Consider the following 17442-nt stretch of genomic DNA (forward strand, 5'->3'; position numbering starts at 1 on the left):
CCTCTTTGTCCTTGGCCTTGAGGGCATTTGTTAAAACTGATCAGCATTTGCCGTCAGAACATATTACTTGGGTCGAAGTTCACAATAACTTCCGACCATGAATCATATTTATCTCGCGGCAGATTATAGGGCGCACAACGCAACACTGCGCGCTTGGCGCTTTCTGCCGCCGCTCTGCCAACGCCGGAATCGCCTCCACCTGACGTAACCTGTGGAGCGCCCTTAATTTCACCTGTTTCTGTCAGGTGCATCCGTACTGTCACGACAAGCCCAGGCGCGTCTGCAACACCTGCTGGCACGTTCCAGCATTTGGAAATGGCCCCGCGCAAAGCATCCATCTCGCTCTGGGTTAGCTTCGCGCCACCCGTATTGCGTCGACCCCCAAGCGATGCCTGATCAGTAGAACGTCGCGCCCCGCCACCTGCTGCTTTTTCCTTATTAAGCAAAGCTGCAACCTCATCGGCAAGCGCATCATTCTTTGACTGTTTGGTCTGCGCAGAAGCTGTTTTCGCGGTTTGAGTCTGTGGTGGCTTCGGCTTTGTCTGCGGAGTTGGAACTTTCTCAGGAAGTTTTGGCAGATCAGGCTTAGCGGTTTCAGCCGGTTGTACTGCCGCTTCCTCAACTGGATCAGGCTTTGCTTCCTGTTTTGGCTCAGGCTTGGCCTGTACTTCCGGTGCAGGAACGGGCTCGGGCTTAGGCGTTGGCGCCGGCTCTGGTTTCGGTTCTGGTTTTACCTCCGGCGTCTTCACCGGTTCGGGCTGAGCTTTCGGCTCTTCCGCAGTTTCGACAGGCTTGGGTTTATTGTCGGGCCGCGGCGGCGTCTTTGTGTCGACGGATTGATCACCAACATTTTCCGCATCAGGCACGTCATCAGGCTTTGTCGTCGGTTTAGGAGCTGCCTTTTCACTTATCGGAGCAGTTTTATCGCCCTGTTGAATCTGAGTGATAGATTCAATCGGCACGATATCGACGGGGAATGATTCCGTATCCTGCACATCAAAGGCCTTTGGTGCAGAAAACGAAAAAAGCCCCAATGCGATCACCGCAGTATGCAGTACGACGGAAGATGTCAGGCCAGCCTTCATGATGGCGTCAGCTATCCTGCTCCTGGAGTGTCACAAGGCCGATATTCTTGAAACCGGCGGCGGAAATACGTGCCATGACTTTCATCACAGTGCCATAATCGGCAGCCTTATCACCACGCACGAAAATACGCTCTTCATACCCTGTTTTGGCGATGGCCTCGAGCTTAGCAACCACTTCATCAATCGGGATTTCGGTCTCCTGCAAATAGACTTGGCCTTCACTATTGACCGAAACAGTGATCGGCTGTGTATCAGCATTCATTGTTTTAGCTTGTGTATCGGGCAGATCAATCGGCACGCCCACGGTGAGAAGCGGTGCGGAAACCATAAAAATGATCAGCAGCACCAGCATCACATCCACGAAAGGCGTAACGTTGATTTCGCTCATCAACGCTTTCTTACGCCCGCGTCTGCGGCGTCCGCCTGACATTCCATGATTTCCAACTGACATACCCATTGCAACATCCCAAGAACTTAATTGGAGCGAGAGTGGCCGCTTAGCTGCGCGGCGTCAGCTTCTCATCAATCTGTCGCGATAATATGGCCGAAAACTCATCGGCAAAGCCTTCGAGCCGCGCTGAGATTTTACTCGCATCACCGGATAGCTTGTTATAAGCAATAACCGCAGGAATCGCGGCCAGAAGACCAATTGCCGTTGCCAGCAACGCTTCTGCAATCCCCGGTGCCACAACCGCCAAGTTGGTGTTTTTTGATGCGGCAATGGCTTGGAAGGAAGTCATAATCCCAACGACCGTTCCAAAAAGACCGATAAAAGGCGCGGCAGAACCAATGGTCGCAAGAAAGCCCAAACGAGATTCAAGCTTGTCATTTTCGCGTGCCAATGCCACGTCCATTGCCTTATCAATACGCATCTGCAAGGCGATTGGTGAACGCGCACCTTTTTCGAAGGATTTTTTCCATTCCCGCATCGCCGCCATGAAAATCGAGGCCATGCCTGTGGTGCGCCGCTCGCTCAAATTGCGATAAAGTTCCTCTAGCGACTGACCGGACCAGAAATTATGTTCAAACCGGTCCAACGACCTCCGCGTGCGGTTATACCCAATCGTTTTATCTATTATGATAGCCCAGGTCCAGACCGACGCGACAAGCAGGCCAATCATGACCAGCTTGACCACCCAGCCCGCCTGCATAAACAGGCCCCAGAGGGTAACATCGGCGGCCGGGGCCGCTAACGCAACATTTTCCATCAGTCCACCGTCCTCGAATCCAAACGCCCGGCCTCATGACCGGGCGGCATCGCAAGTTATTAGTACAGCGTTTGAAATAGACGCCGTAAATTGCGCAGCTTGATTACCAGGCTCTCGCACATTCACTAAAATATGTGCTCATCCTGAAGCCGTAACCACCATGGCCGGATTGTTCATTAAATCTCCAAGGCTTGTTACGGTTAATTTTGGTGAAAGGAAGGCGCTGCGCTAGAAGCCCGCCTTTCAACCGATTCCGTCAGCCTTATTTCTGGATTATTATGGTTAAAGATGCGTTAGCATTTGCAAAAATGGACGCATTTTTCTCGATTATAGAAACAAATGAAGCGCGAAATTCGCAAAAATTCTATGTATTCTTCAAAAATGCATCTCGCCATGCATCGGGCACCCGACGAGGCTGCCCATCCTTGGTAATCATCACCGCTTCAACTTTGGCTTCACAAAGCAAACGTTGCTCACAGCGGATTTTTTGCGCCATTATCACCCTAGCGCCGCGAATTTCACTAACCTGCGTTTCAATTTCGATTAAATCGTCCATCTTAGCGGGTGAGCGATAATCGATCTCCATCCGCCGCACCACCCATACAACCTCATCTCCGAGGGATCCTGCGGCAAGATCAATATGGTGCACCCCTTGAAGGCGCAGAAAATCCGTACGCCCGCGCTCAAAGAATTCTAAATACCGGCCATGATAAACGAAGCCGGAAAAATCCGTGTCAGCATAATAAATACGCGCATATAGATAATGCGCATTATCTCTAAGCGCGCCCGAAACCGCTTCAATCATAATCGTCTCATTCGCTTGTTATTCATTTTCGAGGAAAAGGCCAATCTGCGTTTGCGCAAGATCAGTCGGTGCGGGCAATCCCATATGTTGCCAGGCGATTGCCGTCAAAACCCGTCCTCGTGGTGTCCTTTGTAAGAAACCCTGCTGGATCAGATAAGGTTCAATAATATCTTCAATCGCATCGCGTGGCTCCGAAAGCCCTGCCGCAATTGTCTCAATGCCGACCGGACCACCACCAAAATTTCTGGCGATCATATCAAGATAGCGCCGGTCGAGCTGATCAAAGCCCCGACTATCCACTTCCAGCCGCGATAAAGCTTCATCGGCGATCTTACGATCAATGACATCAGCACCGGCAACCAGCGCAAAATCCCGCACCCGTCGCAATAATCTGCCGGCAATACGCGGCGTACCGCGGGATCGTCGCGCCACTTCCTGCGCGCCATCCTGCGAAATTCCCATTTGCATGATGCGCGCGCCCCGCCGAACGATATATTCAAGCTCTTCAACCGTATAAAAGTTGAGGCGTACCGGAATGCCGAAACGGTCACGCAATGGTGTTGTCAACAACCCTAAACGCGTTGTCGCTGCGACAAGGGTAAATCGAGCCAGATCAATCTTCACCGAACGCGCTGCCGGACCTTCGCCGATGATGAGATCAAGCTGAAAATCCTCCATTGCCGGATAAAGGATTTCCTCGACTGCTGGGCTTAAACGATGAATTTCATCGATAAATAGCACATCACGATCTTCAAGATTGGTCAGAAGCGCTGCAAGATCACCGGCTTTTGCTATTACTGGCCCAGAAGTAGAGCGAAAATTCACCCCCAACTCTTTCGCCATAATTTGCGCCATAGTGGTTTTTCCAAGCCCGGGCGGCCCAACGAAAAGCACATGATCCAGCGCCTCGCCCCGTGTCTTGGCGGCTTCGATAAATACTTTCAGATTAGCACGCGCCGCCGCCTGCCCCACAAAATCGTCAAGCGTTTGCGGCCGCAAGGTCGAATCAGCGTCATCTCCGCGCTTATCAGCTTCTAAAAGAGGATTGCGATCATTCATGGCATTTTCCTCGCACGGACCCGACATTCACGCAAGCAGGTCAACGCGACAATTCTTTCAACCCAAGCCGGATGAGCTTAGCAGAATCCGCTCCCTCGCCAGCATCCTTCAACGCGGCAGCAACAGCATTGGCTGCTTGATCTCGCGAATAGCCAAGATTAGCCAAAGCTGAAACCGCATCCGCCACCGGAGCAGAAGCGGCCCCTTCACCGAGTTCCTGTTTAAGGCCAATTGTCCCGCTAGCATCACCAGCAAATGCCGGTGCTTTGTTTTTCAGTTCGGTGACAATCCGTTCTGCAACTTTCTTGCCTACCCCCGGCGCACGCGAAACCATCGCTAGATCCCGAAGCGCAATCGCATTAGCCAACTCTGATGGCGATAAAGTCCCCAACACGGCAAGCGCAACTTTCGCTCCAACCCCTTGAACATTTTGAAGCAGACGGAACCACTCCCGTTCAAGCTTAGTCGCAAAACCATAAAGGCGAATGACGTCCTGACGCATATAGGTTTCTGTGAACAGCGTTGCAGCCTCTCCAACGCTCCCTATATTGTTCAATGTGCGTATAGAACAAATTACGACATAGCCCACGCCATGTATGTCGATAATGACGTGGTCATCAGCAATCTCATCAACCACGCCTTTAAGCTTACCGATCATTTTGCTCCCTATCCTGCCAATAATGCCTGCAAACGGCGTGCGCTTACGATGCTTTGTCGGTGATGGGCATGACAAATGGCAATAGCCAGCGCATCGGCAGCATCGCTCGAATCGAACGAAGCCCGCGGCATCAGTACTTTTACCATCATATGAATTTGTTGTTTCTCGCCGTGTCCAACCCCAATCACCGCCTTTTTGACCGCATTGGGTGCATATTCAGCAACCGGCAGACCAGCTTGAGCGGGGGCAAGCAAAGCAATTCCACGCGCCTGCCCCAATTTTAATGTCGCGGTCGCATCCTTATTGACGAAAGTATGTTCAACGGCTGCTTCATGCGGCACATATTCATGCAGCACACGAGCCAACCCTTCATGCAACTGGCAAAGCCGCGAGGCCAGATCCAATTTGGCATCGGAAGTGATCGTTCCGGACCCAATAAAATGCAACGAATTCCCTAGCGATTCGACAATGCCCCACCCCGTGCGGCGCAGCCCCGGATCAATACCAATTATGCGAATCGTTTCTTTCATATGTGCACCCTATCCTAGACAGGACAAGATGACACCATAAAAGTGAACAAAAGAGAAACATCATTGCATTTGCACAGGCACATCACCTGTGCAAACTATATTTATGCTGCACCAAACGCAGTTTTTAGCAGAACAATCTGCTCTGACACTGGATTTACGCCGTCTTGGTCCTGCATCGAAACTGTCTGGCCATAAACATTACGATCCATGCGGCGCACACGCGCCTGCAAGCGCAGCGATCGTTCGATCAGTTCAACGAACTGCCAAGGGAGCTCTTCCCAGCCCGGCGCCATTTGGCCCGCTGATGGCGTATCAAGCCGGATCTTAGCCTTTTCTGCGGCTATTTGCTGTCGCGACATTTCACCTTTGCGGGCGGCGCGATGCAAAAGCAGCCAAGAGGCAACTTGCATCAAACGCGTCGTCAATCGCATCGATTCGGCTGCATAGAGAGTAGCGGCCACTGACGAGAGACTGCGTGCATTGTCACGCCCCTCGCCGTCAAGATAGCTTGCCGCTTCCTCGACCATATCCATGCCTTCGCTATAAATTGGCTTAAAGGAATCGGAAAAGACCATCCGCTCAGCGAGGCTGATCATATTTCCCGACATATTTCCCTGTTCGCTAATCACTCTCTGCCACCCTACTTGACCGTTCACGATCAATTGTAACCGCTCCCAGTATGATGTGGGAGTAAATTTTCATCGAATTGTTGTTCCATCACAAAGCCCGGAAGGGCGAAACAGCAAGATCGATTGCATCCACTATAAACTGCACCTTCATGCACTGTCGCGCAAGGTTATGTTTAACGTTCGGTTAATATTCGATAGGTCTTATTGACTTCAGAAGAAAAACAAGTGGGGCGCAAGCGCGGTCGCAAAGAGGAGGTCGCTAGAGGCAGTCACAGGGTATGGCCCCAAGCGATGACCCCAGAGATCACAACGCTGCGCAAAAAAAGAGCCGCGTTGGCGGCTCTCGGAGTTTAACAGGGAGGCGTCAAACAGAGCGGCTATAACCACTCGGTAAGAATCCAGCCGAACTGGATAATTAATAGTTAAAGCCATTAAGATTAACAAAGGGTTAAGATTCCAGTTAATCTAAACCCGCCTACTCGCTGGAAAGCGCTGACAGCCTTATTGCAGAATAATCAAGCATGTTTGGCTTTGGCCGCGTGCCCCGATTTAACCGGAATGGGTGACTTTACTGGAAGTGGCGGGTTAGCTGACAGTGATGTCTTTGCCTGAAGGGGAGACATTGCCGGAACAGGTATTGAAACTGCGGCAGCAGGAGTTGGTTTTGCTGCGGCCCTTTTCCCCCATCCAATGCTTGGCAACCATTCTAAATAATAGGCAAGTGTGAATTGCATCACGATACCCGTTGCAATGAGCAGAGTATCATAAGGCAATCCCCCTGGATTAACGAGTTTCATCACTTGCGCCACCATAGCGAGCAAGGTTCCTGCAATAAAAACCGGAAGTGAATGTTTGCCCAAGATCGCTAACGGATTATGCGGCGAGGTTCGCGCAATACTGTTGAGCGTCGGCACAACGGCAATAAGATAAGCAATCGCTACAATATGCAGCAAACGCGGAACCGACAAAAATGTCTTATCGAAACCGGTAAGCACAGCCGGCATACCCATGGAAATATTGATTCCCCATAACGGAATGCGCACCCAAGCTAAAGAAAGAATGAGATAACCCACGGCAACGCCAATCAAGGCCGGGTGAGCGCAAATCCTGCCGCCTCGGCGGACGTGCATTGTACCAGCGATTCCGATAGCAAACAGAAACTGCCAGGAAAACGGATTTAAAAACCACACTCCATCATTTGGATAATTGCCGGGGGCGATACGATAAATCCCAGATAACAACCAAACCAGTCCGGACAGACCGACCATCAGGGGCAAGCTAATACGCGCAACCAGCATCATCAGCGGGGTCAGAATCAAAACCACCGCATACATCGATAAAATATTATTATAACCCAGTTGATGTCCGAGGGTCACTAAGCCTAGCAACGCTTCCGCTGGCTGATCAATTAGCGGACGAATATTAATCTTATTGAGGAATTCCGGGTGCTTGAGGAAAATCGCAGCAGACGCAAATATGGCGATTGTTGCCAATGTCGTCATTAAATGCGCTACATACAGCACACCAGCACGGCGCCACATTTTTAACGACGACAGCAGACGTTCGCCGGGCCCGAACCTATGGCCATAAGCCAAAGCCACAGCCATCCCAGAAATTAGTACAAAAGCTTCTGCGGAATCAGAGAATCCCAAATTCTTATGAGTGAAATGCTCATAGATCGTCCCGGGGACGTGATTGATAAAGATCGTCAACAAAGCCAGCGCCCTGAATACATCAATGCGCGTGTCCCGTTGCCTCGGCAAGTTTTTAGCCATCTCGGTCGTCATTTCGCCTGCCTGTTTAAACATACACCGCTTCAAATGCGGCTTTGATTATGGCCTATATAACTGTTAAATCTGGCAAATCTGGGTTGGTTCCAATCAACTTTAGTTCCACATTAAAACATAATGGTAGAATGCATGCCCTCACAGAAGGGCTGTTCAATGATCGTCAGTTGCTCTATGCCCGAATTCGATCATTATTTTTCGTTAGGTCAGTATCATGAACGCTTCCGCCGCTCCTCAAGTTGAACATTGCCGCATTCTGCTTGTCGCGCCTGCGCTTGCAGATGGTGATATGCTGGCAAAACTGCTTGCAGCCGCTCTGTCAGGCGGCGATGTTGCGAGCGTCATTCTTGATTCAGGAACTTTGGATGAGGCCACATTTCAGGCTTCTGCCCAGAAAGCAATCCCTGTTATTCAAGCCAAAGGTGCGGCTGCGATCATACTGAACGACACCCGAATTGCGGGCCGCATCGGTGCAGATGGCGTTCACATCGAAGGGAATTTTGCCACAGTAGCAGAAGCGATGGAAAAACACTCGCCCCGTTTGATCGTTGGCGCGGGTAACTTGCGCGAGCGCCATGCTTCGCTAGAAATTGGCGAGTTGCAACCAGATTATATATTCTTCGGCAAGATCGGCGCAGATACAAAAGCCGATGCCCATCCCCGCAATCTCGCTTTAGCTGAATGGTGGTCGGAACTGGTTGAGATCCCCTGCATTGCACAGGCTGGTAGTAGTCTGGAAAGCATCAAGGAAGCTGCAAAAACCGGGGCTGATTTTGTGGCTTTGGGACGAGCTGTTTTTGAATCAGATGATCCAGCACAGACTGTAGCCGACGCCAACCGGATGCTTGATGAACATGCACCGCGCTTTGCGCTTTAAGTTCCCAAGGTTTGCCCCCATGAAGAGTAGACTTCTTCTCGCTTTCACTCTGTTTTTCGCTGCATCCTTCTCTGGGGCATCAGCAGCACCAGAGCCAATGGATCAAGAAGGAGCTGCAAGTGCGAAGGGCAGCAAACCGTCGCAAAAATCTGATATGCTGCCCCAACCAGCCTCTATCGAGCCAATGCCGGCAATTGATCCGGCTCGATTTGGCGATACTCCCCCCGATGAAGCATTTGGAGCCTATCAACGCGGCCTTTATCTAACGGCTTTCAACCTTGCTATGCCTCGGGCAGAACGAGGTGATGCAGCAGCTCAGACCTTGGTGGCGGAAATCTATGCGCGCGGTCTAGGTGTCCCCGCAGATCAAACCAAAGCCGCCCATTGGTACGCCAAAGCCGCTGAACAAGGTATAACGGAAGCGCAATTTCGCTATGCAGCGCTCCTGCTTCAGGGCGAATATGTCAAAAAAGATACTACCAAAGCTGAAGAGCTTATGAAAAAGGCCGCCGAAGGCGGCAACGCCATGGCGCAATTCAATTATGGGCAGCTACTTATGGTCAATACGCCGGGCAAAGCTGGACTTGACGCAGCATTTTCTTGGTTCGAAAAAGCGGCAGAGGCAGGACTCCCTGATGCGGAATACGCATTGAGCCAGATTTATGCCAATGGCGGCAACAAAATAACGCGCGACGACGCAAAGGCTCGCGAATATCTGCTTCGCGCCGCACAAAAAGGCTACGATACCGCCCAATTTGACCTAGGGCAGTGGCTGATCAAGGGTCGCGGCGGTGAGCGTAACTATGAACAGGGATTTGGCTGGATAAACTTAGCAGCCCATCGCGGCACTGTTGCCGCTCAGGCCTGGGTTGCACGCCTCTATCGCGATGGTATCGGCACAGAAGGTGATACAGTAAAAGCTGCGGCATGGTATATTATCGCACAGCGCGCAGGTTTTCGTGCAGCCGATCTCAATGATTTGATGGACGGACTTTCCGACGATCAGCTCAAACAGGCGATCGAAATTGCCAACAACCAACGCGTGCGCTAGATTCGGGCGGGTTTTTACGCTCTAATCGACGGGATTGAGTGGCTAGGCTTGCGCAAACAGCCGTTTTGTGGTCTTGGAAACCCGATTACCGTGGCCTTAGTAAACAGAACAATCAGGCGCAACCCGATGCCTTCGTTCCAAAACATCTGGCCGCGAGCGGTTTCACATTTATTTCCGGATGAAGCTAATGAAAATTAATGGTAACGAAATCCGCCCCGGCAACGTCATCGAACACGATGGCAGCTTGTGGGTTGCAGTCAAAACCAATGCGGTCAAGCCAGGCAAGGGCGGCGCTTATAATCAGGTAGAGCTCAAAAACCTCATCAATGGTACAAAGCTCAATGAGCGTTTTCGCGCGGCTGAAACCGTGGAACGTGTGCGGTTGGAACAGAAGGATTTTTCGTTCCTCTACGAACAAGGTGATGCCCTGATTTTCATGGACACAGAAACCTACGAACAGCTGGAACTGCAAAAAGACTTTGTTGGCGATCGCTCAGCGTTCCTGCAAGACGGCATGATGGTGACCGTTGAACTATACGAAGAAAAGCCAATTGGCATCCGTCTTCCAGATCAGGTTACCCTCGAAATTACCGAAGCAGACCCGGTCGTCAAAGGACAAACCGCCGCTTCTTCATACAAGCCAGCTGTGCTTGAAAACGGTATCCGCATTCTTGTTCCGCCATTCATCGAAGCAGGCGAGCGCATAATCGTCGATACCAACGAAATAACCTATGTCAGCCGCGCCTCCTAAAGCGCGTGGCCAAGTGTAATAAGTAAACCCGGGCCTAATAAGTAAATAAGGCTCAATAATTAAATATGCGGTGTCCTTATCGACACCGCTGTCCGTTCCCATAAGTGGGTATTGCGACAGTTCTTTCTCAGATACTCAGTTTTGAAGGACGTTCAGTATGGCTCGTTCAGCCCTCCTCAATGTAATGGTTCAGGCCGCCATGAAGGCCGGACGCAGTCTCGCCCGTGATTTTGGTGAGGTTCAGAATCTTCAGGTTTCCCTCAAAGGTCCCGGCGATTATGTTAGTCAGGCAGATCAAAGAGCCGAAAAGATCATCTATACAGAGCTGAGTCGCGCCCGTCCGGATTACGGGTTTCTGATGGAAGAATCAGGCGAGATCGAATCAAAAGACGGTCAGCACCGTTGGCTCGTCGATCCCTTAGATGGTACGACCAACTTCCTGCACGGAATTCCAATTTTTGCTGTGTCAATTGCCCTGGAGCGCCAGGGTCAGATCGTTGCAGGGGTTATTTTCAATCCAGCAATGGACGAACTTTACACCGCTGAACGTGGCGGAGGCGCATTCCTGAATGACCGACGCCTTCGCGTCGCTGCGCGCACCAAGCTGGTTGATTCGGTCATTGGAACTGGCATCCCCCATTTAGGTCGCGGAAAGCACGGTCAGTATCTCGTCGAGCTACGCAACGTCATGGCGGAAACGGCAGGCATCCGTCGTATGGGCGCAGTTGCACTGGATCTGGCCTATGTTGCCGCTGGACGCCTTGACGGTTTTTGGGAAGATGACATGAACCCCTGGGATCTGGCTGCGGGCATGCTCATGGTTCGAGAAAGTGGCGGTTTCGTATCAGATAAATCTGGTGGCCAGAAAGTTTTTGAAACCAAAACCATTGTAGCCGGCAACGAGCCTATCCACCGTGCCCTGCTAAAGACACTTAAAAAACCCATCTAACAAAGCAATAACAATAAAAATAGGTCATGCCATTTCTGGCATGACCTTTTTACTTGTCTATAATTATCGCAAAGCAATTATTAGCTTAAAATCATATTCAAGTAATCAACAAGCTCATGGCCGGCAGAGACAACAGCCTGCTTTGCGATTGGTGCCAGAACTGAAGTCAAAATTGTTAAAAAACCACTCATAAAATAAGTCCTATATTGTTTTCACTTTACGCTCTTATTTTGGCAAACTTGAATCAATTTTAAAATCCCAAACTAATGCCTACAATTATTAAGTATCTTCATAATTAATGAGATTATTAAAACGAAATATTACAATATTCGCCATGATATAATACAATATATGACTTATATAGATAAAATTTCACCAAGTCTGCACGCTACTTATTCATAACACATATCTACGGTTCTCTGACCTGAATGTAACACTCAAGCAATCGCCGGATGAACTCATATTTCATCATTAAGGAACGTCTCCTTGGCGTGTTTTTCCACAAAGTTTCGTCAAACCTAGTTAAACCCATACCGTAACAGGAAAGAATACGTTACGCTCCCAACCAAAAGCATATCCATGGAGCGGAACGGATGAGCGATTTAAGACTTTCAGGAGAACGACTGGACAGGGGAACGGATTATGACCCTTATCGCCTGACAAGCCCGAGAATTGTTATTCTATCTATGGTGATATTTCTCATAATCATTGCTTTTCTGGCAGCGATTTTGATGCGCCAGATACATACATTTTTCGTTACCAATCCCGGGCTAAATGGCTTGATCTTAGGTGTGCTTCTGGTTGGTATTCTGCTCGCCTTTGGTCAGGTTTTACGTCTGATGCCAGAAATACGCTGGGTCAATTCATTCCGACATGGCGACAAGGAAACCCCTTCCCCAGCTCCAATACTCCTAGCTCCCATGCGTGCATTGATAGGGCGCAGGCAATTTATGGCTCTTTCGCCAGCCTCAACGCGTTCAATCCTCGATTCCATCGCGACGAGATTGGATGAAAGCCGCGATATCTCGCGCTATTTGATTGGCCTTTTGGTTTTCTTAGGACTGCTGGGAACTTTCTGGGGGCTTCTAGAAACCGTTGGCTCAATCGGCTCCACTATCCAGTCGCTCGATCCCGGCTCTGGTAGCACCACTGATATTCTTGATTCGCTTAAAACCGGGCTAAATGCACCGCTTTCCGGAATGGGAACGGCGTTTTCGTCATCCCTTTTCGGCTTATCCGGCTCGCTTATTCTTGGCTTCTTGGATCTGCAAGCAGGACGCGCCCAAAACAGATTCTATACAGAATTAGAAAACTGGCTGTCCTCCGTTACAGATCTCGGCTCAGATCTCCAATCTGATCTCGGCAACTCCGAAGACATCCGAATTCTTGCCGATAAACTGCAGAATTTTCAGGCCAATGATGGCTCCTCCCCCCGCACAAGTGCTGCGCTCGCCAATCTTGCCGAAGGAATTCAAGGCCTCGTGAAAAGCATGCGCAATGAACAGCAAATCATGCGCGACTGGGTTGAAAAACAAGCTGAGGAGCAAAAAGCGATCAGACTTACTCTTGATCGATTGACTGCTGCCATTGCTGAGCGAAAGAATAACCGCTCGCATTCGGAGTAATATAGTTCATGGCTCTCTCTCGAAACCGCCGACCGCAACGCCATGTTGATTATTGGCCAGGTTTTGTCGATGCGTTGACCACATTGCTATTGGCAATCATGTTTTTGCTGACAGTCTTTGTGTTAGCGCAATTTCTACTCAGCCGCGACGTCGACACCAAAGACACTGCGCTTGCACGGCTTAACAGCCAGATCCAAGAACTTACACAGCTTCTATCCCTGGAGCGCAGCAATGCCCAAGATTTGCAGGATACGATCGCAAATCTTCAAGCCTCGCTTTTCACCGCAGAAAGTGAGCGCTCACGTTTACAATCGCTTTTAAGCGAGGGTACCGGCGCCGGAGCCGCAGCCCAGAAGCGGGTGGGAGAACTTTCGCAGGATCTCGAATCCGAAAGACAACTAAGCGCACAGGCTCTTTCTCAGGTTGAGCTGCTCAATCAGCAAATCGCTGCCTTAAGGCGCCAAATTGCAGCATTAGAAGATGCTCTCGATGCCTCGGAGCTCCGTGATCGCGAATCAAACGCAAAAATTGCCGATCTTGGTCGGCGTCTCAATGTGGCTTTGGCGCAACGCGTTCAGGAGCTCAATCGCTATCGCTCCGATTTCTTCGGCCGGCTTCGTGCAATCCTATCCGACAAAGAAAATATTCGCATTGTAGGCGACCGTTTTGTCTTCCAGTCCGAAGTTTTATTCCCAACAGGGTCAGCGGAACTCAACCCTGAAGGTATGGCCGAGATGAAGAAATTGGCGGACGCAATTATTGTCCTCAATCAGGAAATACCAGACGATATCAATTGGGTGCTGCGCGTAGACGGACATACGGATACAGTGCCTCTATCAGGCACCGGGCGTTTCCGTGACAATTGGGAATTATCGTCGGCGCGCGCAACAGCGGTGGTAAAACACCTGATCGCCAATGGCGTGCCTGCTCACCGGCTCGTTGCGGCTGGCTTTGGCGAATATCAACCGCTTGATAATGAAGATAGTGCCGATGCAAGAGCACGCAACCGCCGTATCGAGCTTAAGCTGACAGAACGATAGGTTTCGGTCTTCCAAACCGTTCTTCAATAGGGCATTCAACTCAAGCCCTTCAATAACATTTATAAAAATGCATCCGCACCGGCTTCAAACTGAAGCTTGGCTAGCCGGGCATAAAGTCCTTGCTTTTCGACCAGACTGCGATGCGTCCCCTCTTCAACAATTCTGCCCTTATCCAACACCAATATGCGATCTGCCTTAAGCACCGTTGCAAGCCTGTGCGCAACAACAAGCGTTGTTCGTCCTTGCGTCAAACGCTCCAACGCCTTCTGCACCAACACTTCGCTTTCCGCATCCAGCGCCGATGTGGCCTCATCAAGTAGCAGGATAGGTGCACCCCGCAAAACAGCGCGCGCTATACCGATTCGCTGACGCTGCCCACCGGAAAGCACAACGCCGCGTTCGCCGACTTCTGTTTCATATCCCGCTTCTAGCTCCATAATAAAATCATGCGCCAAAGCAGCTTTTGCGGCAGCCTCAATTTCTTCGTCGCTCGCATCAGCTTTTCCAAAGGCAATGTTTTCGCGCACAGAAGTCGCAAATATCTCAACATCCTGTGGAACTATCGAAATTCGATCACGTGCAGCCTGTGGGTCTGCTTCAGGCAATGCGACCCCGTCAATGAGAACTTGACCAGATTGCGGATCGTAGAAGCGTAACAACAGGGAAAAAATCGTGCTTTTACCAGCACCCGAAGGTCCAACAATCGCGACAGTTTCGCCCGGTGTAATTTTGAAACTCACGCCTTTGAGTGACGGTGCATCCGGACGCGACGAGTAAGAAAAAACAACATTGTCAAATATCACTTCGCCGCGTGGAGGTTCAGGCATCGCTTTTGGATTCGCCGGCATAATAATTGTCGGGGATTCATCTAGAATTTCCGCAAGCCTCTCCGTCGCACCTGCCGCCTGCGCAAGCTCTCCACCCACTTCTGAAAGCGCACCAAATGCGCTGGCCGCGAAAACGGCGTAAAGAACAAACTGCCCCAGTGTTCCCGGCGTCATCGCACCCGACAGAACATCTCGCGAGCCAAACCATAGCACCGCAACGACGCTCGAAAAAATCAGGAAAATCGCAAAACCTGTCAGAACAGATCGCGCCTTGATCGAGGACTGAGCCGCCTGATAGGCTTTTTCTACTGCTCGCCTAAACCGTCCCACCGCCATATTTTCATTGGTAAATGCCTGCAAAGTGCGCATCGCTCCGATCTGCTCACCCGCATAAGCATTGGCATCAGCAATGAGATCTTGCATCCGCCGTGATCGGCGCCGCACCGAACGTCCAAACGCAATCAATGGGATCACAATTAAAGGAATCGCACCAATAACCAAAGCCGACAGTTTTGGACTGGTGACGATCATCATAATCAGCGCACCAACACCAAGAATAATATTACGCAAAGCCACCGATGCGGTTGCCCCCACCGCAGATTTGATTTGCGTCGTATCGACAGCTAATCGCGAAACGATTTCGCCCGATTGCGAGCGGTCAAAAAACTCTGGCGACAAAGTTGTTACGTGAGAAAAAACCGCATTGCGCAGATCGGCAACAACACGCTCTCCCAACGAGATCACAAAAAAATAACGCAAACCAGATGCGAGCGCTAGCATCAGCGCCAGCAGCACCAACATGACGAAATAGTTATTTACAAAAGCCGCATCATCGCCCGAAAAGCCGTGATCAATCATCCGCCTCACCGCAACAGGTACGGCAAGTGTCGTGACAGCGGCGAGCACCAAAGAAAACAGCGAGCCTGCCACCAGCCCCTTATAACGGATAAGGAACGGAATCATTCGCTTCAGCGGTTTGAGAGAAGATCGCTTGCGGCCTTGCTGTGCATCCACCCCTTGCGGTGCATCCACTCCTTGCTGTGTTTCCCTGTCTTGCTGTGTTTCAATGCGGAGATTCATGCGTTTTTGAGCGCCCCTGCTCGCCATTCTTGAGATTGAACCCTTGTTATTACTCTGCGCGTGATGTATAGGCTCGCCAACCCTTTTGGAAGCCGTTGCTGCAAGTAACGGGTCTTCATATCTGCCATAGGGCGGAAGTGCCGCAGTTATTCTACAAGAACCGTTACTTTCACCCCAGATTTTCAGGATCGAGAAGATGAAAGCCAATATCCACCCCGACTACCACACCATCAAGGTGGTGATGACCGATGGCACCGAATATTTCACCCGTTCAACCTGGGGCAAAGAAGGCGATACGATGAATCTCGATATCGACCCGACCACTCACCCAGCATGGACCGGTGGTTCGCAGACTCTGGTTGACCGCGGTGGCCGTGTCACCAAGTTCAAAAACCGTTTCGGCAATCTTGGCATCTAAGATTTGCTCCATCGATTTAAAAACCCTGCTTCGGCAGGGTTTTTTATTACAAGACACCATATAAAAACTCCCGGGTGTGAGCCGGGAGTTTTCTATATGATAGAAGAATTCAGGAACTGAGCTTTTCCATAATTTCGTCGCTCACCTCGAAATTGGTGTAGACGTTCTGAACATCATCATCATCTTCAAGCGCATTGAGTAATTTGAGCACCGAACGCGCTTTTTCCTCATCAAGCTCAGTATTGATTTGGGGCTTCCAAACGGTCTTGATCGATTCGGCTTCGCCAAGTGCGGCTTCTAGCGATTTGGAAACATCACCAATGCTTTCAAATGCACAAATGATGACATGTTCTTCCTCACCCGATTGCACATCGTCCGCGCCTGCCTCAATCGCAGCCTCCATCACAGTGTCGGCGTCGCCCACATCGGCCTTGTAGATAATTTCGCCGACGCGGTCGAACATGAAGGAAACCGAACCGGTTTCACCCAAACTTCCTCCCGCCTTGGTAAACGCAGCCCGAACATTGGAAGCTGTGCGGTTACGATTATCTGTCAGTGCTTCAACGATAACCGAAACGCCACCAGGACCACGGCCCTCATAACGCACTTCATCATAATTTTCGCTGTCATTGCCCGCAGCTTTTTTAATCGCCCGCTCAATATTGTCTTTAGGCATAGATTGAGCTTTGGCGTTCTGAATGGCCAGGCGCAAGCGCGGGTTCATCGCAGGGTCGGGAAGCCCCTGCTTTGCGGCGACGGTAATCTCCCGTCCCAACTTGGAAAACATTTTAGAACGCACAGCATCCTGGCGTCCCTTGCGGTGCATGATATTTTTAAACTGTGAATGGCCAGCCATAACACCCCTGTTCCGTTTAAATAAACGCACGGTGGAAGCGTCCATAAAATTGGGGCAGGCCCAGTTTGACGGCCACCATGCTTTCCGTGCAGATGCGCGCGTTATAAGGAATTGGGCGTCATTCGTCCAGCATATGCACAGAGTTACACCTTTCCCTGTCAATAATGTCAACTGCCCTCGACCTAGAGCACGAAAAGAGATTATCTA

At 50.5% G+C, this 17442-nt stretch carries 18 protein-coding genes; 7 read left to right on the forward strand and 11 right to left on the reverse strand.

Going from position 1 to position 17442, the window contains the following annotated elements:
* Window positions 1-53: 53 nt before the first annotated feature.
* The 9 genes from C7374_RS07490 to C7374_RS07530 form a co-directional block, all read right to left on the reverse strand.
* Entirely contained in the window at window positions 54-1085 is a 1032-nt protein-coding gene (locus C7374_RS07490) for a cell envelope integrity TolA family protein (RefSeq protein ID WP_111575008.1), read from the reverse strand.
* Window positions 1086-1092: 7 nt separating this feature from the next.
* Window positions 1093-1542, reverse strand: coding sequence for a protein TolR (gene tolR / locus C7374_RS07495; protein WP_111575009.1), 450 nt, complete (start codon window positions 1540-1542; stop codon window positions 1093-1095).
* Window positions 1543-1582: 40 nt separating this feature from the next.
* Window positions 1583-2293 carry a protein TolQ gene (gene tolQ / locus C7374_RS07500; RefSeq protein ID WP_111575010.1) on the reverse strand — a complete coding sequence of 237 codons (711 nt, stop codon included), beginning with the start codon at window positions 2291-2293 and terminating at the stop codon, window positions 1583-1585.
* A gap of 364 nt (window positions 2294-2657) precedes the next feature.
* A complete protein-coding gene (gene ybgC / locus C7374_RS07505; protein ID WP_111575011.1) occupies window positions 2658-3098 on the reverse strand; it encodes a tol-pal system-associated acyl-CoA thioesterase in 441 nt (146 codons plus the stop codon).
* An 18-nt stretch (window positions 3099-3116) separates the two neighbouring features.
* On the reverse strand, window positions 3117-4157 hold the full coding sequence (gene ruvB / locus C7374_RS07510) for a Holliday junction branch migration DNA helicase RuvB (RefSeq protein WP_111575012.1): 1041 nt from the start codon (window positions 4155-4157) through the stop codon (window positions 3117-3119).
* A gap of 40 nt (window positions 4158-4197) precedes the next feature.
* Window positions 4198-4815, reverse strand: coding sequence for a Holliday junction branch migration protein RuvA (gene ruvA / locus C7374_RS07515; RefSeq protein ID WP_111575013.1), 618 nt, complete (start codon window positions 4813-4815; stop codon window positions 4198-4200).
* 8 nt (window positions 4816-4823) lie between these two features.
* Window positions 4824-5345, reverse strand: coding sequence for a crossover junction endodeoxyribonuclease RuvC (gene ruvC / locus C7374_RS07520; RefSeq protein ID WP_111575014.1), 522 nt, complete (start codon window positions 5343-5345; stop codon window positions 4824-4826).
* A 101-nt stretch (window positions 5346-5446) separates the two neighbouring features.
* Entirely contained in the window at window positions 5447-5953 is a 507-nt protein-coding gene (gene rcdA / locus C7374_RS07525) for a protease adaptor protein RcdA (RefSeq protein WP_111575015.1), read from the reverse strand.
* A 536-nt stretch (window positions 5954-6489) separates the two neighbouring features.
* Window positions 6490-7761, reverse strand: coding sequence for an OpgC family protein (locus tag C7374_RS07530; protein ID WP_111575130.1), 1272 nt, complete (start codon window positions 7759-7761; stop codon window positions 6490-6492).
* 214 nt (window positions 7762-7975) lie between these two features.
* Here C7374_RS07530 and C7374_RS07535 point away from each other — a divergent pair, with 214 nt between their 5' ends.
* The 6 genes from C7374_RS07535 to C7374_RS07560 all read left to right on the forward strand — a co-directional run bounded on the left by C7374_RS07535 (window position 7976) and on the right by C7374_RS07560 (window position 14054).
* Window positions 7976-8638 carry a thiamine phosphate synthase gene (locus C7374_RS07535; protein WP_111575016.1) on the forward strand — a complete coding sequence of 221 codons (663 nt, stop codon included), beginning with the start codon at window positions 7976-7978 and terminating at the stop codon, window positions 8636-8638.
* A gap of 97 nt (window positions 8639-8735) precedes the next feature.
* Entirely contained in the window at window positions 8736-9689 is a 954-nt protein-coding gene (locus tag C7374_RS07540; RefSeq protein WP_374850358.1) for a tetratricopeptide repeat protein, read from the forward strand.
* Between the two features lie 187 nt (window positions 9690-9876).
* Window positions 9877-10440 (forward strand): elongation factor P, encoded by a 564-nt coding sequence (gene efp, locus C7374_RS07545; protein WP_111575018.1) that lies wholly within the window; start codon window positions 9877-9879, stop codon window positions 10438-10440.
* 157 nt (window positions 10441-10597) lie between these two features.
* Window positions 10598-11389: an inositol monophosphatase family protein gene (locus tag C7374_RS07550; RefSeq protein WP_111575019.1), complete on the forward strand. Its 792-nt coding sequence runs from the start codon at window positions 10598-10600 to the stop codon at window positions 11387-11389.
* A gap of 593 nt (window positions 11390-11982) precedes the next feature.
* Complete coding sequence (locus C7374_RS07555) at window positions 11983-13014, forward strand: flagellar motor protein MotA (protein WP_111575020.1); 1032 nt, start codon at window positions 11983-11985, stop codon at window positions 13012-13014.
* Window positions 13015-13022: 8 nt separating this feature from the next.
* Complete coding sequence (locus C7374_RS07560) at window positions 13023-14054, forward strand: peptidoglycan -binding protein (RefSeq protein ID WP_111575021.1); 1032 nt, start codon at window positions 13023-13025, stop codon at window positions 14052-14054.
* 59 nt (window positions 14055-14113) lie between these two features.
* On the opposite strand, the gene C7374_RS07565 is transcribed toward C7374_RS07560, so the two are convergent.
* Complete coding sequence (locus C7374_RS07565) at window positions 14114-15961, reverse strand: ABC transporter transmembrane domain-containing protein (protein ID WP_111575022.1); 1848 nt, start codon at window positions 15959-15961, stop codon at window positions 14114-14116.
* A 196-nt stretch (window positions 15962-16157) separates the two neighbouring features.
* On the opposite strand from C7374_RS07565, the gene rpmE reads away from it, so the two are divergent.
* A complete protein-coding gene (gene rpmE / locus C7374_RS07570; RefSeq protein ID WP_111575023.1) occupies window positions 16158-16379 on the forward strand; it encodes a 50S ribosomal protein L31 in 222 nt (73 codons plus the stop codon).
* Window positions 16380-16488: 109 nt separating this feature from the next.
* On the opposite strand, the gene C7374_RS07575 is transcribed toward rpmE, so the two are convergent.
* Entirely contained in the window at window positions 16489-17235 is a 747-nt protein-coding gene (locus tag C7374_RS07575) for a YebC/PmpR family DNA-binding transcriptional regulator (RefSeq protein WP_111575024.1), read from the reverse strand.
* Between the last annotated feature and the right edge of the window lie 207 nt (window positions 17236-17442).

The organism is Falsochrobactrum ovis (genome assembly GCF_003259955.1).
Taxonomy (GTDB): Bacteria; Pseudomonadota; Alphaproteobacteria; order Rhizobiales; family Rhizobiaceae; genus Brucella; species Brucella ovis_A.